Here is a 20,804-nt window from a genome sequence, read left to right as displayed (position 1 = left end):
CCACCCGGGGCCGACTCAGCGCGCGGCCGTCGCCAGCACGTCGTCCAGCACGCGGGCGAAGCGCTCCGCCCCCTGGAAGCCGATCACCCGCTGTGGCAGCGGCGCGCCGCCCGGCGCGAAGAACACGATGCCGGGCGGGCCGAACAGCCGGAAGCGCTTGAGCAGCTCGCGGTCGTCGGCGTTGTTGGCGGTCACGTCCGCCTGCACGAGACGCATGCCCGCCAGCCGCTGCACGACCTCGGGACGGGGAAAGGTCAGTGCCTCCATTTCCTTGCACGACACGCACCAGTCAGCATAGAAATCCAGCATCACCGGGCGGTCGGACGCCGCCAGCAGCGCATCCAGCTCTGCCACCGAGCGCACGCGCTCGAATGACGCCGCGGCGCCGGGCCGCGACGAGGCGCCGCCGGGAGGACGCCACAAGCCGTCCCCGTCCTGCGCCGGCGCGGGCCCCGGCACAGGCGGCGCGAGGACGGGAACCGGGCCCGCGCCGCCCGACGCGGCCAGATGGCTCAGCGGCTGCCACGGATCCCGGCCGCCGCTGGCCACGCCCACGGCCTGCAGGACGCCGATCAGCGCGAACAGGATGCCCACACCCTTGAGCACGCGGCGGCCCGTGCCCGCGTCGGCGGGCAGGGCATCGAAGGCGTGCAGCAGGGTGGCGGCCAGGATGGCCAGCACCGCCCAGCCCGACATCTGCACCCAGCCCGGCAGGACGGGCCAGAGCATCCACCACGCCACGGCCAGCAGCAGCATGCCGAAGAAGCGCTTCACACCGTCCATCCAGACTCCCGCCTTGGGCAACAACGCGCCGGCCGAGGCCCCCGCCGCCAACAGCGGCACGCCCATGCCCCAGGCCAGCGCGAACAGCGCCACGCCGCCCAGCAGCACGTCGCCCGTCTGCGAGACATACAGCAGCGCGCCCGCCAGCGGCGCGGCCACGCACGGCCCGACGATCAGCGCGGACACGGCGCCCATCGCCAGCGCTCCGGTGGCGCGGCCGCCGGGCAGGCGCGAGACGCGGTCCGACAGGGAAGTCTGCCAACTGGACGGCAATTGCAGCGTGAACACGTCGAACATGGCCAGGGCCAGCACGGCCAGCAGCGCGGCGAACACGCCCAGCACCCAGGGCGTCTGCAAGGTGGCCGCCAGGCTGACGCCGCTCAGCGCCGCCAGCAGGCCGACCGCGGTGTAGACCACCGACATGCCCAGCACATAGGCCGCGGCCAGCCCCAGCCCGCGCAGGCGGGGCCGGGCATGGCCGGCGGCGTCGCCGACCACGATGGCCGACAGAATGGGCACCATGGGCAGCACGCAGGGCGTGAGCGACAACAGGATGCCCAGGCCCAGGAAGATCAGCGCCGTGCGGGCCAGGCCGCTGCCGGCCAGCATGTCGGCCAGGCCCACGTCGTCGGCGCCGGCGAACGCCGACCAGCGCAGGCCGGTCCCCGCCCCGCCCTCGACCTGCGGCAGGCCGCCGGGCGCCGAGGCGGCCACGACGCGCACCTTGTGTTCGGCCGGCGGATAGCACAGGCCGGCGTCGGCGCAGCCCTGACTGGTGACGGCCAGTGCGAAGGCCGTGCCGGTGGGGATCGTCAGTCGGGCCGCCACCTTGTCGCGGTAGGTCTCGACCTCCTTGTCGAAGGTCTGGTCGAACTTGACCTGTCCGGGCGGCAACTGGGGCTCACCCAACGCGACTTCCGGCGGATCCGCGACGAACCGGAACTGCTCGCGGTACATGTAGTAGCCGGGCGCGATCGCCCAGGACAGCTCGATGGCGTCGGGCGCCACGGCGCGCGCGGAAAAACGGAAGGCCTGCTCGGGCGGCAGGAAATCCTCCGCCGGCGCGGAACGCGGCAGGAGCGCGGCGCAGGCCCACACGAGGCAGGCCAGGAGCCAGTGGGCGCGCGGGCCGACCGCCCGCAAACGGAATATGGACATCAGTTCTTCGTTTCCTGCCGGACCCAATCCAGATAGGCCGGCAATCCTTCGGTCACGGGCACGGCGATGATCTCGGGCACCTCGTAGGGGTGCAGCCGGGCGATCGTCTCCTGCACGGCCCTCTGGCGGGCCGCCGTGGTCTTGATGAACAGCGGAATCTCGTCGGCGGACTCCACCTCCCCCTTCCACCGATAGATGGACAACACCGGCGCGCCGACGTTCACGCAGGCGGCCACCCCGTCTTCGACGAGGCGGCGGGCGATGTCCCGGGCGGTATCGGCATCGGGGGCATTGCAGAATACCAGCACCACTTGGCGGGCGGCCTCGGACGGCGACGACATGGCGGTCTCCAGGATTTCAGCTCAGCAGGCGGCGGCGCATCAGCGCGGTGGCCAGCCAGATGGCGACGGCCGCGGTCAGCGCCAGCTGCAGCACCTGTTCCCAGGGCTGGTCGGGCATCCGGCCCAGCACCAGCGGCCTGACCAGCTCGATGGCCGGGGCCAGGGGCAGCAGCCGGGCCGCCTGCACCAGCGCCTCGGGCAGTTGCGACACGGGAAAGAACACGCCGGACAGGAACACCATGGGCGTCACGCCCAGCGTGAAGTAATACATGAAGAAATCGAAGCCCCTGGCCAGCGCCGACATGACCAGCGCCAGCGCCGAGAAGGTCACCCCCAGCAGCACCAGCGCCGGCGGGATCCACAGCAGCGTGACGGCGCGCGAGATGTCCAGCGCCACCACCACCAGCAGGATCGCCAGCCCGCTCTTCATGCTCTTGGCCGCGGCCCACAGGATCTCGGCGAACACCACGTCGTCCAGCGACAGCGGCGTGTTCAGCATCGCATCCCAGGAACGCTGGATGTGCAGCCGGGAAAAGGCGCTGTAGGTCGCCTCGAAGGTGGCCGCGTACAGCGCCCCCATGCAGATCGAACCGGCGGCCAGGAACGTCACGTACGGCACGCCATCGATACCCGGCAGCAGGCTGCCCAGGCCATAGCCCAGCGCCAGCAGCGCCACCATCGGATCCATGACGTCGCCCAGCACCGTGGTCAACGCCGTCTTGCGCCAGACCAGGAAATTGCGCCGCAGCACCGGCACGCACCCCCGCCCCGGCCGAGGCAGCCCCCAGATCCCCAATCGCGAAACATCCATCGCCCATTCACTCATATCATCTCAGCCCTCAATCCAGGGCACAGCGGATCCGGCTCCGCCGGTCCGCCAGTGCCGCCCCCTGGGGGGCGCGCGTCAGCGCGTACGGGGGGCCCTATCATTCTCTTAAATCGCGGCCGGCCAGCCTTAGAAAGAGGTCTTCCAGATTGGCCGGTCGGTGCAGGTAGCGCACCCGGCCTCCCTCGCGCAGCAGCGCCAGCACGCGATCCGGTTCGGCCGTATAACAATAGACCGTCTCGCCGCTGACCTCGACGCGGTCCGGCATGGCGGCGCGATGGCGCGCCAGCCAATCCCGGGCCCCTTCCCCGAACACCTCCACCACCTCGGGTTCGACATGACGCGCGATCAGGTCCTGGGGCGCCCCTTCGGCAATCATCCGGCCCCGGTCCAGCAGGCCCAGCCGATCGCACAGGCGCTCGGCCTCGTCCATGAAATGCGTGGTCAGCAGAATGGTCTTGCCCTGCGCCAGCAGCGTCTTCAGGCGCTCCCAGATCAGGTGGCGCGCCTGCGGGTCCAGCCCGGTCGTGGGTTCGTCCATCACGATCAGGTCGGGATCGTTGACCAGCGCCCGCGCCAGCGTCAGGCGCCGCTTCATGCCGCCCGACAGCTCGTTGATGCGCGCCGTGCGCTTGGCGGCCAGCGAGGCGAATTCCAGCAGACCGGGGATGCGGCGGCGGATCTCGCCGTCGGCCAGGCCGAAATAGCGGCCGAACACGAGCAGGTTTTCCTCGACGGTGAAATCGGGATCGAGATTGTCGATCTGCGGCACCACGCCTATGCGCGCCCGGGCCTGGCGCGCCCGCGCCGGCACCGGGTAATCCAGCAGCCGGATCGAGCCGCCGTCCACCGGCGTCAGGCCCAGGATCGACCGCAGGGTGGTGGTCTTGCCCGCGCCGTTAGGCCCCAGCAAGCCATAGCACTCGCCGCGCGCGATCTCGAAGGACAAGGCGTCCACGATCGCGCGGCCGCCGTAGCGCTTGTCCAGCCGCTCGACCCGCAGCGCGGGTCCGGGGGATGCCAGGGGCCTGGCCCCCGCGTGCAGCGAATTGGTGGTCATGCGCCGATAGTACCCGCAGCCCGCCCGCGCCGGCTGCGACATCCGCGCGCAGGGTTTTCCTGATGTGGACGGATCGATGAAAGTGATTGCCCGCTTCGCATGTTGCGTAACATGATGTAACCACCCGTTCAACCACATGACTACCATGGGCATTGCTCCCTCCCAGGAAACCTACGACGCCCTCGTCGGACTCTGCTATGAAAGCGTGCTGGACAGCGCCCGATGGCCGGCGCTGCTCGACGCGTTGGCCGCCGCCAGCGGCAGGCAGTTCGGCGCGATCGCCATCAACCATCCCGGCGAAACCGCGGCTACCGTCACGCTGGCGGCTCGGTGCGATCCCGCCGCCATCCAGGCCTACAACGTCCACTATGGCGCCATCGACCCGATGCGCGAGCTGATCGCGGCAACGGACGACGGGCGGTGGAACCACGACCGCCGCGAGCTGCCCGCCGAAACGCTCGACCACCACCCCTACTACCAGGAATTCCAGCGGGTCCAGGGCATGGACGACCGCGCCTCGATCCGGCTGAACGGCCAGGGCGCCTGCGTCTACGTCGCGCTGCTGACCGCCATCGGCGTGCGGCCCGATCCCTGCCAGGACGACCTGCTGGCGCGCATCGCGCCGCACCTGCAGCGCGCCGGCACGCTGTACGACACGCTGACCGGGCTGCGCGACGGCCTGGCGCTGCGCGACCAGGTGCTGGACAGCCTGCCCACGCCGCTGTGGCTGCTCGATGAAGGACGGCGGGTGGCCTACCGCAATGCCGCGGCCCAACGGCATGCCGCGCTGCCCGATGGCGCGCTGTGCGAACACAACGGCCAGATCCGCCCCCGCCATGCCGCCGCCAGCCGGCTCGAAACGGCCATCCTGCAAGCCACGGGACATTCCGGATCGCGCCGTGCCTCGCGCATCGCGCCGCCCACCGCCGGTGGTCCGGACGTCGTGGTCACGCCGCTGTCCGAGGACCACCCCGACAATCCGCTGCAACGCCCGCTGGTCGCGGTCAGCGTGGTCGATCCCGAGCAACAGAATCTCCGCGTGAACGACCTTTTCCAGTTCAGCCGGGCCGAGGCGCGCCTGGCAACCAAGCTGCAGGAAGGGCTGAGTCTGGCCGAATACGCCGAACGCCACGGCATCGCGCTCAGCACCGCGCGCACGCAGCTGCGCGCGCTGTTCACGAAGACCGGCACGCACCGCCAGGGCGAGCTGGTAAGCCTGTTGCTGCGGCTCGCGCGGCATTGACGCGCGCCTGCGCGATACCCGGGATGGCACTGGCGCAAGGCCCATGCTATCCTGCTTCGCACCAGGAGAACGAAGCGGCTTGCCGCTTCTACCGAAGGCGTATCCCCTGAAACGCTCAGGTCACGAGACTGGCAACCAAACAACTGGAGAGCGTCGCGCCCTGAACCGGCGCGGCCGCCGAAGGGGCAAGCGGCGCCGGCCGGCGCGCGCGAATCTCTCAGGCAAAAGGACAGTAGGGGCAAGCGGCAGACATCTGCCGCTTGCCCCTGTTTTTTTCCCGAGAGCCTGCAATGAAAGTCATCGTCATGGGCGCCGGCATCACCGGCGTCACGTCGGCCTGGTATCTCGCCAAGGCCGGGCACGAGGTCGTCGTCCTGGAACGCAACGCGGGCGCCGCGCGCGAAACCAGCTTCGGCAACGGCGGCCAGATCTCCGTCAGCCACGCCGAACCCTGGGCCAACCCGTCCGCGCCGCTGAAACTGCTGCGCTGGCTGGGCCGCGAGGACGCCCCCCTGCTGTTCCGCCTGCGCGCCGATCCCGACCAATGGAAATGGGGCCTGCAATTCCTGCGCGAATGCACCTCGGCGCGATCGCGGCACAACATGATCCAGATCCTGAACCTGGGGACCTACAGCCGCTCCAGCCTACAGGAACTGCGCGCCGAGATCGGCATCCGCTACGACCACCTGCAACGCGGCATCCTGCATTTCTACACCAGCCAGAAAGAGTTCGACGCCGCGCTCGAACCGGCCCGCATCATGCGCGAGATGGGCTGCGAGCGGCAGGTGATCGACCGCGACGAAGTCGTGCGCCTCGAGCCCGCGCTGGCGCAGATCGCCCCCCGCCTGGCGGGCGCCACCTACACCAGCGCCGACGAATCGGGCGACGTGCACCTGTTCACCACGCGCCTGGCCGAGCTGTGTGCGCAGCGCGGCGTGAACTTCCGCTACGGCGTGCGCGTGCAGGCGCTGCGCACCGAGGGGGGCGCCATGACCGGTATCGAGATCGCCAGCGAGACCGGCGGCTATGAAACCGTGACGGGCGACGCCTACGTGCTGGCGCTGGGCAGCTTCAGCCCGCAACTGGCGCGGCAGGCGGGCGTCCCCTTGTCCATCTATCCGGCCAAGGGCTATTCGGCCACCCTGCCCGTGCTCGACCCCGCGCTGGCGCCCGAGGTCAGCCTGACCGACGACGAATACAAGCTGGTGTTTTCGCGCCTGGGCGACCGCCTGCGCGTGGCCGGCACCGCCGAACTGAACGGCTACGGGCTGGCGCTGAACCCCGTGCGCTGCGAGGCGCTGGTCAAGCGCACGCTGGAGATCTTTCCCGGCATGAGCCGGCCTGAGCTGGCGCAGTACTGGGCCGGACTGCGGCCGGCCACGCCGGGCAACGTGCCCTACATCGGCGCCTCGAAGGTGCGCGGCCTGTACCTGAACACCGGCCACGGCACCCTGGGCTGGACGCATGGCTGCGGTTCGGGCCGCGCGGTGGCCGAGATCATCGACGGCCGCCAGCCCGAGGTGGACTTCGCCTTCACCGGCCGCGAAGCGATGCAGCCGGCACCCCGGCTGGCGGCGGCCTGACGCGGGTCAGGCCGGGACGGTTTCGCCCGCGGGGAACGGGCGCGACGCCGGCGCCCCGCGCCTGTCGCGCGCCAGCGGCGGCCGGCCCAGGATATGGTCCGCCGCCTTTTCCGCCATCATGATGATGGGGGCGTTGGTCGGCCCCCGCACCACGCGCGGCATGGCCGATCCATCCACCACGCGCAGGCCGTCCACGCCGCGCACCCGCAACTGCGCGTCGAGCACGGCGTCGGGATCGGCATCGCTGCCCATCCGGCAGGTGCCCACCGGGTGGTGCAGGGTGATGGCCGTGCGCCGGATGAAGGCATCGATGTCGGCATCGCTCGTGGCCTGCGGACCGGGCGCCAGTTCCTCGGCCCGGAACGGCGCGAGCGGCGGCTGTTCGCCGATGGCCCGCATGATGCGTACCATCTGGCGCACGGCGCGCCGGTCGTAATCGGTGGACAGGAAGTTCTGGCGGATCACGGCGGGGGCCGTAGGATCGCCGCTCGCCAACGAGACACTGCCCCGGCTCTCGGGCGTGATGAAGACCCCCTTGATGGCGAACGCATCGACGTAGGGCTTGAGCAGCGGACCGAAATGCGGGCCGGCGTCCATGGGCGCGGCGGCCAGCAGCAACTGCAGGTCGGGCAGCGGCAGCTCGGGATGGCTGCGCACCAAACCCACGGCCGCGGCGGGCACCTTGCTGGACAGGCCCGAGCCGAACATCCAGGTCCGCAGCAGGTCGAAGCCGATGCGGTCCAGCCGCAGCGCGCGGTGCAGGGGTCCCGTTTCCTTGCGCCGCCAGCGGACGTCGCACACCACATGGTCCTGCAGATTGCGCCCCACGCCGGGCAGGTCGATCCGGGTCGCGATGCCGTGCCGTCCCAGCTCCGAGGCGTCGCCGATACCCGACAGCATCAAGAGCTGCGGCGAGTTGATCACGCCGCCCGCCAGCAGCACTTCGCGTTCGCACCGCACCTGCTCGCGGCGGCCGCCGCGCTGGACTTCGACGCCCACGGCGCGGCCCTGCTCCATCAGCACCTTCGTGGTCAACGCGCCGGTCCACACCGTGACGTTGCCGCGCGCCACCGCCGGCTTCAGGTAGGCCGACGCCGCGCTCCAGCGGCGGCCGCGGCGGATGGTCGCCTGCATGGGGCCGAAGCCTTCGATGCTGGCGCCGTTGTAGTCGTCGTTGCGTCCATGGCCGGCCAGGTCCGTGGCGCACAGGAAGGCGTCCACCAGCGGGTCCTCGTAGTGCAGGCGTGTCACCGTCAGCGGGCCGTCGCCGCCGCGCAGATCGCTGGCACCTTCTTCCCACGACTCGCTGCGGCGGAAATACGGCAGCACGTCGTCATAGGACCACCCTTCCAGCCCCAGGCCGCGCGCCCAATGGTCGTAGTCCTCGCGGGCGCCGCGCGCATAGGCCATGCCGTTGATCGAGGTCGAGCCGCCCAGCACCTTGCCGCGCGCACATTCGATGCGGCGGCCGTCCATGCCGGGCTCGGGCTCGGTGAAATAGCCCCAGTCGTACATCCGGTGCTTGAGGATCAGGCCCCAGGTCAGCGGAATCCGGATCACGGGCGAACGGTCGGGGCCGCCGGCCTCCAGCACCAGTATCTTCAGCGCCGGGTCGGCACCCAGCCGGTAGGCCAGCGTGCACCCCGCGGAGCCCGCGCCCACGATGATGTAGTCGTAGTTGTTCATGTCATTTTCCAAGCCGCCAGCGCATGTCGATCCAGGGCGCCGCGGATCCGGCTCCGCCGGTCCGCCAGCGCCGCCCCCTGGGGGCGCCCGAAGGGCGTAGGGGGGGACTAGTTCAGTTTCAGGTTGACGTTCTTGGTGTAGGTGAACTCCAGGAGTTCCTCGAAGCACTCCTCGCGGCCGATGCCCGACTGCTTCACGCCGCCGAACGGCGCGCCGATGAAGTGCTGGCTGGTGTTGTTGATCCAGACATAGCCGGTATGGATGCGGCGGGCCGCGCGGTGCGCGGTCTCGAGATCGCGGGTCCAGATCGAACCGGTCAGGCCGAAGTCCACGGCGTTGACGTCGGCCCACATCGCGTCCTCGTCGGACCAGCGGAACACCGACATGATGGGACCGAACACTTCCTCGCGCGCCAGCCTCATGTCCGGCCGCATGTCGGCGAAGATGGTGGGCTCGAAGAAGAAACCGTCGCGCAGCGCGGGATCGTCGGGCCGCCGGCCGCCGGCCACCAGCCGGCCGCCTTCGTCCAGCGCGGACTGCACGAAGCCTTGCACCTTCTCGAGCTGCGCCCGGCTGACCAGCGATCCCATGGTCGTGGCCGGGTCCGTCGGAATGCCCGGCCGGTGCCGCCGGGGCAGCAGTTCGGCCACTCGCGCCAGGACTTCGTCGTGGATGCTTTCATGCAGGAACACCCGGCTGGTGGAGCCGCAGCTCTGGCCCGACCACGTGAAGTTCATGCCGCCCACGATGCCGTCCACCAGCTTGTCCAGGTCCGCGTCGGGATAGGCCACCAGCGCATTCTTGCCGCCCAGCTCCAGCAGCACCGGCTTCAATCCGTCGGCCGCCGTCTTCATGACGGACTTGCCCGTGGGCACACCGCCGATCAGCGTGATCTTGCGCACCAGCGGGTGCTCGGCCAGCGCCTGCCCGCATTCGCGGCTGCCGCACAGGAAGTTGACCACGCCCTTGGGGAACACGTGGCCGATCAGTTCGGCCAGGCGAATGATGGACAGCGGCGCCTGGTCGGGCGACTTGACCACGACCGTGTTGCCCGCCGCCAGCGGCGCGGCCAGGCGCATGGCGGCGAACATCAGCGGATGGTTGTAGGCGACGATGCGCGCCACCACGCCCAGCGGCTCGCGCACGGTGTAGTCGAGGTAGCCGGGCCCCATGGGCAGGGTCTCGCCCTTGACCTCGGTGGCCAGGCCGGCGAAATACTCCAGGCTGTCGGCCGCGAAGCCCGCGTCCTTGGCCAGGATGGACACCGGATTGCCATTGTTCAGCGCATCCAGCAGCGCCAGCTCCTGCGCATGGGTCCGCAGGATGTCCGCCGCCCGGCGCAGCATGCGGCCGCGCTCCATCGGCGGCGTGGCGGCCCAGGCGGGAAAGGCGTCCTGGGCCGCCCGCACCGCGGCGTCGACGTCGCGCGCATCGGCAACCGGCGCATCGGCCAGCCGCTCGTCATACGCGGGATTGATGGTCGGCGCGTAGACGCCGGCCAGGGGCTCGTGCCAGGCTCCCCCATAGAAAAGCTGGCGGTGGGTCGGCAGGATGCCGGCGGGAATCTCGTGTGCGCGCATGGCGTCTCCGGTGTATCAGTGCATGTGGGTATTCATCGCGCCGTTCGCCTCAAGTCCGAAGACGGACAGCGGCGGCGCGCAGCGCTTCGTAGTCCTTGCGGGCATCGGCCGACAACTCCTTCATCGCGGCCGGAATCACCGCGTCCAGGTAGGCCTTGGCGTCGGCCGACGGCAGCTCGATCATCTCGCCGCCGCCCTTCTCCCAGATCGCCCGGGCCTCGGCCACGCGCGCGTGCACGCGCGGACCGATCTCGACATCGGTCTTGCGCGCGGCCTGGCGCAGCGGCTGCTCCAGCGGACCGGCCGATTTCAGGAAGGTGGGGCTGGCCAGCCCGACGATGGCGATGTAGGTGGACGGCAGCAGCGTCTGCGACTTGGCGACGTCGAAGTATTTCAGCGCCGAGGGAATGGGCGTGCCGGAATAGACGCCATCCAGCGTGCCGTTCTGGAACGCGGGCAGCACCTCGCCCAGCGACATCGACACCGGATTGGCGCCCAGTTGCCGCAGTTGCGCGATCAGGATCGAGGAACCGGGCACGCGGATCTTCTGCCCGGCCAGGTCCGACAGCTTGCGGATGGGCTTGCGCGAGACGATGCTGCACTGGGAATGCACGAGCGTGGTCAGCACCTCGACGCCCTTCTTCGAGGCGATGGACGCAAGCCGAGCCTTGACCTCGGGATCGGCCAGCACCTTCATGCCATGATCGATGCTGTCGAACACGCCGGGCACGGCCAGCGCGCCGAAGCGCGCGTCCAGGCCCTCGTACATGCCCGAGGCGTTCAGCGCCATCTCGACGGTGCCCATGCTCACGCCTTCGATCGTGCGCTGCGCGGTACCGAGCTGGCTGGCCGGGTACACCTGGCCCTTGACCTTGTTCTGCGTGGCCGCCTCCAGGTTGACCTTGTAGGCGTTCAGCCAGTCGACGCCCAGGTCGTCGGACGTGGTGGTGGTGAGCTTCATGACCAGGTTCTGCGCGCGGGCGGTGGGCAGGAGCGCGAGCGCTCCCAGGCCGGCCAGATGCGCCAGGCATAGACGGCGATTCATGGTGATGTCTCCAGTGATGGGTGGCCGGCGGACGGCCTTCAGTTCAACAGCAAGCGCATGCCCCAGAGGGATATGTCCGGGATGTAGGTGATCAGCCCCAGCGCGATCAGGTAAATGACGACGAACGGCACGATGCCGCGGTAGATGCTTTCCAGCGGCAGCTTGAGCACGCTCTGCGCGACGAAGATGTTGATGCCGAAGGGCGGATGGAACAGGCCGATGGACAGGTTCACCGTGATGATGATCCCGAAGTGCACCGGGTCCACGCCGATGGCGGTGACCAGCGGCATCAGCAGCGGCGACAGCAGCAGGATGGCCGACAGCGGATCGATGAAGCAGCCTACCGCCAGCAGCAGCACGTTGATCGCCAACAGCAGCGACCAGCCCGGCAGGTGCAGGTCGGTCAGCCACTGCACCAGCGCGGCGGGCACCTGGTGCACCGTCAGCAGCCAGCCGAACACGTTGGCGCAGGCCACGATGATCAGGATCTGCCCGGTGAACACCGCCGTCGTGCCGGCGCTGGCCAGGATGTCGCGCCACGACAATTCGCGGTAGAAGTAGCGCGCCACGACGATGGCGTACAGGCAGGCCACCGCGGCGGCTTCGGTGGGAGAGAACACGCCGCCGTAGATGCCGCCCAGGATGATGACGGGCGCGCCCAGCGCCCCCAGGCCGCGCGCCGCGGCGCGGCCGAAGGCCGCCCACGAGAAGCGATCGCCGCCGCCGATACGATGGCGGCGGGCATACCACATGACGTAGGCGCAAAGCATGCCGGCCAGCAGCAGCCCGGGCAGCACGCCCGCCGCGTACAGCCGGGGAACCGACTGCTGCGCGGCCGCGCCGTAGACGATCATCGGGATGCTGGGCGGGATGATGATGTCGATGGCGCCCACGGCGGTCAGCAGCCCCGCCGAGAACTTCTCGGGATAGCCATTGCGCCGCAGCGCGGGCAGCATTACGCGCCCGATGGTGGCCACGGTGGCCGCGCTCACACCCGAGATCGCGCCGAACAGCGCCGAGGAGCCGACGGTGGTCACCGCCAGGCTGCCGCGCACCGAACCCACGCCGGCGTTGACGAAGTTCACCAGCCGGTCCGCGACCGAACCCCGCCCCATCAGCTCGCCGGCGAAGATGAAGAACGGAATCGCCAGCAGCGCATAGGCATCGATGGCGCCGAAGAGATTCTGGTGCAAGGCCGTGAGCGGCACGTCCATGAAGAACAGCAGCGCCACGCTGACCGACGCCAGCAGCACGAGGAAAATGGGAAAGCCCAGCAGGAGCAGGCCCAGGGGCAGGAAACCGAGCGCGAAACTCATGACAACGCCTCCTCGGCGGCATCCACCGGATCGGGCTGGCGCAGGCCGCCGCCGGCCACGCGCAGCACCACGTCGAACAGGCCGACGACCACCATGGCAGCGAACGCCACCGCCACCAGCGAATGCGGGATCCACATCGGGATGTGGCCGTTCTCGCTCACGCTGCCGATCTGGTAGATGCGCCAGGCGTATTCCGACGAGATGAAGCAGACGAAGCCGCACAGCGCCACCGCCGCCAGCGCCTCGAAGGTGGACAGGAAGCGCCGCAGCTCCTCCGGGAAGTAGCGGTTCAGCACATCCATGCGCAAATGCTGTCCCCGCACCGCCGCCACCGCCGAACCGAAGAAGGCCAGCGCGGCCATCAGGTAGACCTGCAGTTCGTCGGCGCCGGTGATCGAACGGCCGAACACGTAGCGCGCCACCACGTTGGCGACGTTGATCGCGACCGCGGCCAGCAGCGCGCTGGCCAGGGCGCGCTCCAGGCTGGTGGCGGCGCGCTCCAGGCCGCGCAGGATGCGCCGCGCGCCGCCGGGCTGGGTACTGGACATGATGTCTCCTCTCGTTGTGGGGAGAGATCCTAGGTTGACGCCAACCATTCGTCTAATTCAAATATTTACCTTATTACATAGCCGTTCAACTATGGATTGAATCTCCATGGCTCGCTTCGATCCCTACCTCACCTTGCAGAAGCTGGAAGTCTTCTGCGTCGTGGCCGAATTGCAGAGCGTGACGCGCGCCGCGGACTACCTGTTCGTTACCCAACCGGTCGTCACCTCGCACATCCGCAGCCTGGAAGAAAAACTGGGCACCACGCTGATCCGCCGCGAAGGCCGCGGCATCGCGCTGACCGCCACCGGCCAGCGCGTCTACAAATGGGCGCAGGAAGTCGTCACCCGCACGCGCGAACTGGAGCGGGAACTGGGCGGCTCGACCGATCTCGCGCCGGGCCAGGTGGTGGTCGGCTCGTCCATGAGCGTGGGCACCTATCTGTTGAGCCAGTTGATCTGCGACTTCCAGGTGCTGCGCCCCGACGGCCAGGTCCATGTGTCGATCTCGAACCCGCAGGTGGCGCTGGAGGCCACGCGCACCGGCGCCTGCGACTTCGCCGTTCTCATCATCGCGCCCACGCAGAACCTGGATGGCCTGGCGGTGCGCCCGCTGTGGGACGAGGACCTGCTGCTGGTCAGCGCTCCGGGCAGCCGCTGGGTGGGCGATGAGGCGCGGCGCGAGGACATTTCCCGCCTGCCCTTCATCAGCACCGCGAACAGCACCGTCATGCAGCAGCTGGAGGAAGGGCAACTGCGCGCCAACGGCATTCCATCGCGGCGCATCGTGCTCAACCTGGGCCATCCGGAAGCGCAAAAGGAAGCCGTGCGGCGCGATCTGGGCGTGTGCTTCTTTTCCAAGACGGCGGTGGAACGCGACCTGGCTCGTGGCGAACTGCGCTGCGTGCGCACGCCCGGCCTCGCGCTCACGCTGCCGCTCTATCTGGCCAGCCGCGAGGGCAAGGAATTCTCGGAGTTCCAGCTGGCGCTGAAGCGGCATATCGAAAAAGCCCGGCCGCCTGGTCTCAAGCCTTTCCAGGGCAATCCCATGGAGTGATGATTTGTTTTATATATAAGACGTCGGTTTATTAATAAAACATTCATGATCTAGATCAAGGCCTCGGCCTGCCATCCTTCCTAGACTGGCAGTTCCCGTTTCCCCCATACCGCAAGCAGGAGCTGCCCCATGAACGATCCCGTCGACACCTTGATCGATGCCGCCAAACCCACCCTCCGGCGCCCCGAGGGCATGAGCTTCGGCGACTGGATGAATTCGCGCTGTGTCCAGCGCTCCACCCGCAAGTACGACTGGAACGCCCTGAAGTTCCAGGCCGACCACGACCCCAAGTACGGCCGCGCGCAGATGCGCTACCTCGGCACCGGGGCTACCGGCGTCGCCAGCGATTCCAATACCGTGCCGGCGGTGCATTTCACCTTCTCGACCATGATCATCCCCGCCGGCCACGTCGGCCCGCTGCACCTGCACGAGGACACCGAGGAAGTCTTCTTCGTGCTGCGCGGCAAGGTCCGCATCATGTGCGAATCGAAGGAAGGCGAATACTGGGAGATCGAGGCCGGCGAACGCGACCTGATCTCGGTCCCGCCCGGCGTCTACCGAGGCGAGGTCAATATCGGCGACGAAGAAGCGCTGATGTGCGTGATGCTGGGCTCGCCCAGGCCGCAGACGCCGACCTACAAGCCGGACGATCCGCTGTCGCGGGTCAAGCGCTAGGCTCCGCGCCGGCGCCGCGGCGGAGCCTGCGGCGGGACCTCCAGGCGCGGCAAGTCCGCGGCCGTGGCCCGCAACAACCCCCGCAACCACGAGATGGCCGGATCCCGCTCCTGGTACTTATGCCATTGCAGATTCTCCGCGAAACGGGGAATCGCAATCGGACAAGGCACCACCCGCAGCGCAAAGCGCGCCGCCATGTGGCGCGCCAGCCGGGTCGGCAGGGTCGCGATGCGCGGCGTGCCGACCAACAGCTCCGGCACCAGCGTGAAGTTGGGCGCGATCACGTCCTGGCGGCGCTCGCGCCGGCCCCGCGACAGCATCTTCGCGTCGTAGGTGATCCGCCGCCCGCCTCCCCATTCGACGCCCACATGCGTCGCGTCGAAATACGCCTCGCTCGATAAATCGAAGTCCGGCGCGAAATGCGCCTCGCACACCAGGCAGGAGAACGTATCCTCGAACAGCGGTTCGGCCGGGTGTCCCGCCACCACCGCGAACTCCGGCGCGATCAGCAGCTCGATCCCGCCGCTGTCCAGGTGCTCGGGCGTCTGGGGGCTGATCGCCCGCAGGTCGAACTGCATCAGCGGCGCCAGCCGGGCCGCGCGCCGCACCACTTCGGCCAGCAGCACCGTGATCACGTAGTCCGAGGATTCGATCGTGAAGCGGCGCGTGGCCGTGGCGGGATCGAAGGTGGGCCGGGCGCGCGTCACGGTCTGGATCTGCAGCAGCACGTCGCGCACCGGCTTGACCAGTTGCTCGGCCAGCGGAGTCGGCACCAGGGTCTTGCCCACCGGCACCAGCAGCTCGTCGTCGAAATACTCGCGCAGCCGCCCCAGCGCCAGGCTGGTCGCGGGCTGGCTCAGGAAGATGCGCTCGGCGGCGCGGCTCACGCTGCGGGTGGCCAGCAGGGCGTCGAGCACCACCAGCAGGTTCAGGTCCAGCTTGTTGAAGCGCATGGCGCATCCATTTACCAAACAAATGGTTCGAATTTAAACAATTAACTTTACGTCTGTCGATGGGCTCGCCACCATGCGAGGCATGCGGCTTGAAGCCGCCATGACGAGAAAGCTGGAGACAGACAATGCAGTGGGATGTGATCGTGGTCGGTGGCGGCCCGTCGGGGTTGACCATGGCCGCCGAACTGGCCGGCTCGGGAGCGAAGACGCTGGTCCTGGAACGGCGCACCGAAGGCGTGCAGTCGCGCGCCGGCACCCTGCTGCCGCGCGTGCTGGAACTGTTCGACGCGCGCGGCATCGCCGACCGCTTCATCCGGCGCACGCGCGACATCAGCCCCTACCCGTTCCGCCCCTCTCACATCTGGGCGGGCTTCCACCCCATCGAATGGCATTACCTGGAGACCCGCTACGGTTTCACGCTGGGCCTGCCGCAGAACCTGACCGAGGAAATCCTGTGGACCTGGGCCGAGGAAAGCGGCGCCGAGATACGGCGCGGCGCCGAGGTCCGGGCCGTGCGGCAGTCGGCGGACGGAGTCGAGGTCGACGCAGGCAGCGAAGACGGCACCATGACGACCCTGCGCGCCCGCTATCTGGTCGGCGCCGACGGCGGCCGCAGTGTCGTGCGCGGCCAGGCCGGCCTGCCCTTCGACGGCCGCGGCGGTTCGTTCCGCGGCATCGTGATCGACGCCGAACTGGACGCGCCCTGGCCCGGCGGCCGTGTCAACGTCGACAACGAGATGGGCTGGGTGCGCGGCTACGCGTTCGGCGACGGCATCACCCGCTTCAATATCGTGCACCGCGACCGGCGGCATGCATCCAAGGATGAACCCGTCACGCTGGAAGAGGCCCTGCAATGCATACGCGACGTGCACGGCACCGACTACGGCATCCGCGGCCACCGCTGGGCCTCGCGCTTCGACGACCAGATGCGCGCCGTGCCCACGCTGCGCAGCGGCCGCGTCTTCCTGGTGGGCGAGTCGGCGCGCATCCATTACCCCGCCAGCGGCGTGGGCATGAACTTCTGCCTGCAGGACGCCTTCAACCTGGGCTGGAAGCTGGCCCACGTCGTGCAGGGCCACAGCGACGCCGCGATCCTGGACAGCTATGACGAGGAACGCCTGCCGGTCATGCGCGATCTGCTCGACAGCGTCGCGGCCCAGTGTGCGCTGCAATTCAATTTCGAACCCGAGGGCGTCGCGCTGAAGCGGCGCATGCAGCGCGAGTACATTCCGCTGCCCGACGTGCAGCGCAAGCTGGTGCGCGAACTGTGCGGCCTGACCCGGCCCTATCCCGCGCCGACGGGCAGCCATCCGCTGGCCGGGCAGCACGCGCCGGACATCGACCTGATCGGACTGGACGGCCAGTCGGTGCGCCTGGCCGAGCTGCTGCGCGAGCGGCGCTTCGTGCTGCTGGACCTGGAAGGCTACAGCAACCAATACGCCAGCCTGCCGCTGGAGGGCCTGCCCGTGCGCTGCGTGCAGGCCCGCCTGGGCCGCGCGCCCGCCGCGCTGGCCGACGTCAAGGGAATGCTGGTGCGGCCGGACGGCTACATCGCCTGGGCCGGCACCTCCGTGCAACAGGCCGGCGAAGCGCGCGCCGAGCTGGCCCGCTGGCTGCGCGGGGCCCGGGCATGACCCGCCGCACGCTCATCCGCCAGGGCTGGATCGTCAGCGTCGATCCCCAGGTGGGCGACCTGCGCCAGGGCGACCTGCTGATCGAGGACGGCCGCATCGCCGCGATCGCCCCGCAACTGACGGTGGAGGATGCCGAACAGATCGACGCCCGCGGCATGATCGTCCTGCCCGGCTTCGTCGACACGCACCGCCATACCTGGCAGACCTGCGTGCGCCACCGCTACGCCGATATCGATCCGCAGATCTATTTCGCCGAGATGCTGGGCGCCAAGGGCGCGGCCTTCCGCGCCGAGGACGTCTACACGGGCACGCTGCTGGGCGCGGTCTCGGCGCTGGACGGCGGCATCACGACGATGATGGACTGGTCGCACGTGCAGAACAGCCCCGAGCACAGCGACGCCGCCGTCCAGGCGCTGCGCGACGCCGGCCTGCGCGCCGTGTTCGGCCACGGCTGGCCGCTGGTCGAGGGCGCGAGCTGGATGTTCGACAGCCAGCGCGGCCATCCGCAGGACATCCGCCGGCTGCGCCGCGATTTCTTTTCCTCGGACGACCAGTTGCTGACGCTGGCCATGGCGGCGCGCGGCCCGGAAATGGCCCGCCGGGAGATCTGGCTGGACGACCTGCGCCTGGCGCGCGAACTGGGCCTGCGCTCCAGCATCCACATGGGCGCCTACGCGCGCAATGCGCCGATACGCGCGATCGCGCAGATGCAGGCCGAGGGCGCGCTGGGTCCGGACCTGACCTTCGTGCACTGCTGCTTCTGCGGCCGCGACGAGATCGCGATGATGGCCGATGCCGGCGTCACCGCATCGCTGGGCGTGCATTGCGAGATGAACGCCCAGGGCATCGGCGACATCCCCTTCGACCGCCTGCTGGCCGCCGGCATCCGGCCCAGCCTGAGCGGCGATACCGAAACCAAATGCTCGGGCGACATGTTCACCCAGATGCGCCACGCCTTCGCCTACTACCGTTCGTGGATGGGCGGCGGCCATTCCCGCGAGCCGGATGCGCCCGCCACGCTGACGCTGCGCGACGTGCTGGAATTCGCCACGCTGGCCGGCGCGCGCGCCACCGGCCTGGACCACAAGACCGGCTCGCTCACGCCCGGCAAGCAGGCCGACATCGTGCTGATCCGCGGCGACGACCTGAACCTGACGCCGGTGTCGGACGCCGTTGGCGCCGTCGTGCTGGCGGCCCACCCGGGCAACGTCGATACCGTCTTCGTGGCCGGCCGCGCCGTCAAGCGCGCCGGGCGATTGCTGCACGTCGACGTCGAGGCCCTGCGGCGGCGCGCCCGGGCCTCGCAGGCGCACGTGCTGGAGCTACCGGCATGACGGCCGCTCCAGCCGTTCCGCTGGACGCGGACCTGGCCCGCATCGTGGCCGCCCTGCGCGCACAGGACGCGCCGCCGCCCTTCGCCGGCAGTGCACCCGAGGCGCGCCGGCGCATGACGCGCGCCATCCTGGCCGCGCGCGAGCGTCATGGCCTGCCCGAAGTGGGCGCCGTGCGCGACCTGACCGAAGCCCCGGTGCCCGGCCGCGTCTATCGTCCCGCCACCCCGGGTCCGCATGCCACCGTGGTTTTCTTCCACGGCGGCGGCTTCGTGCTGGGCAGCGTCGAGCTGATGGACGACATCGCGCGCAAGCTGTGCCGCGACCTGGATGCCGTGGTCGTCTCGGTGGACTATCGGCTGGCGCCCGAACATCCCTACCCGGCCGCGCACGACGACGCCCTGGCCGCCACGCGCTGGGTGCAGGCGCATGCCCGCGAACTGGGCGGCGACCCGGCCCGCGTGGCGGTGGCCGGCGAAAGCGCGGGCGCCAACCTGGCCGCCAGCGCCGCCCTGCTGTGCCGCGACGCCGGCCAGCCGCTGGCGGCGCAACTGCTGGTCGTGCCCGGCCTGGACATGGCCCGCGACACGCGGAGCCTGGACGCGGACGGCCGCGACTACCCCATGCTTTCCCCGGCCGACCTGCGCGACATCGCCCGCCTGTACATGGGCGATCGCACCGGGGAAGCCGCCGGATTTCCGCCTTCGCCCCTGCGCGCCACCGACCTGGGCCGGCTGCCGCCCGCCGTCATCGCGGTGGCCGGGCACGACCCGCTGCAAGGCGAAGGCCTGGCCTACGCCGACCGGCTGCGCGGCGCCGGCGTGCCCGTCACGCTGCTGCGCCACGACGACATGTTCCACCCTTTCCTGGGCTTCTTCGAAGCCTCGGCCGCGGCACGCCGCGCCAACGATGAACTCTGCCGGGCGTTCCGCGCCTGCCTGGCATCCCTTCCCCAGACCGGGGCCATGCCCCCCGGCCATATAGCCCCTCAAGAGGACCCACGATGAGACACGCCAAGCAACTGATCGCCGGAGCGCTGGCCGCGCTGCTCGGCCTGGCCTGCCCGCTGCAGGCGGGCGCGCAGCAGCCCTACCCCAACAAGCCCATCCACGTGGTGTTTCCCTATCCCACCGGATCGCCCATCGATGCCATCGGCCGCCTGATCGCCGACCGGGCCGGCAAGCTGCTGGGCCAGCCGCTGGTGTTCGAGAACCGCGGGGGCGCCAACGGCATCGTCGGCACCAGCTATGCCGCCCGCATGGCACCCGACGGCTACAACATCCACCTGACCACCACCTCGGCCCTGCTGCTCAATAGCTACCTGCGCAAGGACCTGCCCTACGAGCCGCTCAAGAGCTTCACGCCCATCACCGCCGTGGCCGACCTGCCCGTCGCGCTGATGGTCAACGCCAAGGTGCCGGCCAACACCACGCGCGAATTCGTCGACTACCTGAAGCGCAATCCCGGCAAGCTCAATTTCGCCAGCGTCGGCAACGGCTCGTTCAACCACCTGCTGGGCGAACAGTTCAAGGCTGCCGCCGGCGTCGACATGCTGCACGTGCCCTACCAGGGCGCGGGGCAGATCGCCATGGAGCTGCTGGCCGGCCGGCTCGACGCCACCATCCTGAGCGTGGGCAGCCTGCTCGGGCAATGGAAGGCAGGACAGATCAAGGTGCTGGCCTTCATGACGCCCAAGCGCCACCCGCTGCACCCCGACGTACCCGCCATCACCGAAGACTTTCCCGACTTCCGCCCCTTCGGCAACTGGATGGGGTTCGTCGCGCCCGCGGGCACGCCCGCGCCCATCGTCGCCAAGCTGGCGGACACCTTCAAGACCGTGCTCCAGCAGCCCGACGTGCGTGCCAAGATCGAGGAACAGCACTGGAGCGTGATCGGCAGCAGCCCCGAAGCCTTCGCCGCGTCGCTGCGCGACGACACCGCCATCCTGCGCGCGGCCGTCGACATGGCGGGCGTCAAGCCGGAATAGG

18 protein-coding genes and 1 riboswitch are annotated in these 20,804 nt (G+C 69.5%); of the genes, 8 read left to right on the top strand and 10 right to left on the bottom strand.

What is annotated here, in order from left to right:
- Positions 1–15: 15 nt before the first annotated feature.
- The 4 genes from dsbD to EGT29_RS03185 form a co-directional block, all read right to left on the bottom strand.
- Positions 16–1,941 carry a protein-disulfide reductase DsbD gene (gene dsbD, locus EGT29_RS03200; RefSeq protein ID WP_124687662.1) on the bottom strand — a complete coding sequence of 642 codons (1,926 nt, stop codon included), beginning with the start codon at positions 1,939–1,941 and terminating at the stop codon, positions 16–18.
- The gene (cutA, locus tag EGT29_RS03195; protein WP_124687661.1) at positions 1,941–2,282 is read right to left on the bottom strand and encodes a divalent-cation tolerance protein CutA; all 342 of its coding nucleotides are present in this window, start codon (positions 2,280–2,282) and stop codon (positions 1,941–1,943) included. The genes dsbD and cutA overlap by 1 nt, the downstream gene beginning before the upstream one ends.
- Positions 2,283–2,298: 16 nt before the next feature.
- Entirely contained in the window at positions 2,299–3,093 is a 795-nt protein-coding gene (locus EGT29_RS03190; RefSeq protein WP_124687660.1) for an ABC transporter permease, read from the bottom strand.
- A gap of 115 nt (positions 3,094–3,208) precedes the next feature.
- The gene (locus tag EGT29_RS03185; protein ID WP_124687659.1) at positions 3,209–4,168 is read right to left on the bottom strand and encodes an ATP-binding cassette domain-containing protein; all 960 of its coding nucleotides are present in this window, start codon (positions 4,166–4,168) and stop codon (positions 3,209–3,211) included.
- 145 nt (positions 4,169–4,313) lie between these two features.
- Here EGT29_RS03185 and EGT29_RS03180 point away from each other — a divergent pair, with 145 nt between their 5' ends.
- Positions 4,314–5,411, top strand: a complete 1,098-nt coding sequence (locus tag EGT29_RS03180; protein ID WP_124687658.1) for a helix-turn-helix transcriptional regulator — start codon at positions 4,314–4,316, stop codon at positions 5,409–5,411.
- 133 nt (positions 5,412–5,544) lie between these two features.
- A riboswitch (glycine riboswitch) is annotated at positions 5,545–5,654 on the top strand.
- A gap of 47 nt (positions 5,655–5,701) precedes the next feature.
- A complete protein-coding gene (locus EGT29_RS03175; protein WP_124687657.1) occupies positions 5,702–6,994 on the top strand; it encodes a D-amino acid dehydrogenase in 1,293 nt (430 codons plus the stop codon).
- Between the two features lie 6 nt (positions 6,995–7,000).
- On the opposite strand, the gene EGT29_RS03170 is transcribed toward EGT29_RS03175, so the two are convergent.
- From EGT29_RS03170 to EGT29_RS03150, 5 genes are all read right to left on the bottom strand, one after another.
- On the bottom strand, positions 7,001–8,680 hold the full coding sequence (locus EGT29_RS03170; protein WP_124687656.1) for a GMC family oxidoreductase: 1,680 nt from the start codon (positions 8,678–8,680) through the stop codon (positions 7,001–7,003).
- A gap of 107 nt (positions 8,681–8,787) precedes the next feature.
- The gene (locus tag EGT29_RS03165) at positions 8,788–10,260 is read right to left on the bottom strand and encodes an aldehyde dehydrogenase family protein (protein WP_124687655.1); all 1,473 of its coding nucleotides are present in this window, start codon (positions 10,258–10,260) and stop codon (positions 8,788–8,790) included.
- A gap of 49 nt (positions 10,261–10,309) precedes the next feature.
- A complete protein-coding gene (locus EGT29_RS03160) occupies positions 10,310–11,305 on the bottom strand; it encodes a TRAP transporter substrate-binding protein (protein ID WP_124687654.1) in 996 nt (331 codons plus the stop codon).
- Positions 11,306–11,343: 38 nt separating this feature from the next.
- Positions 11,344–12,621, bottom strand: a complete 1,278-nt coding sequence (locus EGT29_RS03155; RefSeq protein ID WP_124687653.1) for a TRAP transporter large permease — start codon at positions 12,619–12,621, stop codon at positions 11,344–11,346.
- Positions 12,618–13,169 (bottom strand): TRAP transporter small permease, encoded by a 552-nt coding sequence (locus EGT29_RS03150; RefSeq protein ID WP_161567677.1) that lies wholly within the window; start codon positions 13,167–13,169, stop codon positions 12,618–12,620. The genes EGT29_RS03155 and EGT29_RS03150 overlap by 4 nt, the downstream gene beginning before the upstream one ends.
- Positions 13,170–13,275: 106 nt before the next feature.
- Here EGT29_RS03150 and EGT29_RS03145 point away from each other — a divergent pair, with 106 nt between their 5' ends.
- Both EGT29_RS03145 and EGT29_RS03140 read left to right on the top strand, forming a co-directional pair.
- Entirely contained in the window at positions 13,276–14,223 is a 948-nt protein-coding gene (locus EGT29_RS03145; protein ID WP_124687651.1) for a LysR family transcriptional regulator, read from the top strand.
- Between the two features lie 192 nt (positions 14,224–14,415).
- Complete coding sequence (locus EGT29_RS03140; protein ID WP_238160514.1) at positions 14,416–14,898, top strand: cupin domain-containing protein; 483 nt, start codon at positions 14,416–14,418, stop codon at positions 14,896–14,898.
- On the opposite strand, the gene EGT29_RS03135 is transcribed toward EGT29_RS03140, so the two are convergent.
- Positions 14,895–15,851 (bottom strand): LysR family transcriptional regulator, encoded by a 957-nt coding sequence (locus tag EGT29_RS03135; protein WP_124687649.1) that lies wholly within the window; start codon positions 15,849–15,851, stop codon positions 14,895–14,897. The two genes, EGT29_RS03140 and EGT29_RS03135, sit on opposite strands and share 4 nt — an antisense overlap.
- A 125-nt stretch (positions 15,852–15,976) precedes the next feature.
- Here EGT29_RS03135 and EGT29_RS03130 point away from each other — a divergent pair, with 125 nt between their 5' ends.
- The 4 genes from EGT29_RS03130 to EGT29_RS03115 are packed head-to-tail and all read left to right on the top strand — an operon-like array spanning position 15,977 to position 20,803.
- Positions 15,977–17,485 (top strand): FAD-dependent monooxygenase, encoded by a 1,509-nt coding sequence (locus tag EGT29_RS03130; protein WP_124687648.1) that lies wholly within the window; start codon positions 15,977–15,979, stop codon positions 17,483–17,485.
- Entirely contained in the window at positions 17,482–18,819 is a 1,338-nt protein-coding gene (locus EGT29_RS03125) for an amidohydrolase family protein (protein WP_124687647.1), read from the top strand. Before EGT29_RS03130 ends, EGT29_RS03125 begins: the two co-directional genes overlap by 4 nt.
- Entirely contained in the window at positions 18,816–19,823 is a 1,008-nt protein-coding gene (locus EGT29_RS03120) for an alpha/beta hydrolase (RefSeq protein ID WP_124687646.1), read from the top strand. Before EGT29_RS03125 ends, EGT29_RS03120 begins: the two co-directional genes overlap by 4 nt.
- On the top strand, positions 19,820–20,803 hold the full coding sequence (locus EGT29_RS03115; RefSeq protein ID WP_124687645.1) for a tripartite tricarboxylate transporter substrate binding protein: 984 nt from the start codon (positions 19,820–19,822) through the stop codon (positions 20,801–20,803). The genes EGT29_RS03120 and EGT29_RS03115 overlap by 4 nt, the downstream gene beginning before the upstream one ends.
- Position 20,804: the final 1 nt, after the last annotated feature.

Source organism: Pigmentiphaga sp. H8, from assembly GCF_003854895.1.
Lineage (GTDB): Bacteria > Pseudomonadota > Gammaproteobacteria > Burkholderiales > Burkholderiaceae_B > Pigmentiphaga.
This window is presented reverse-complemented; position numbering and strand designations above follow the sequence as displayed.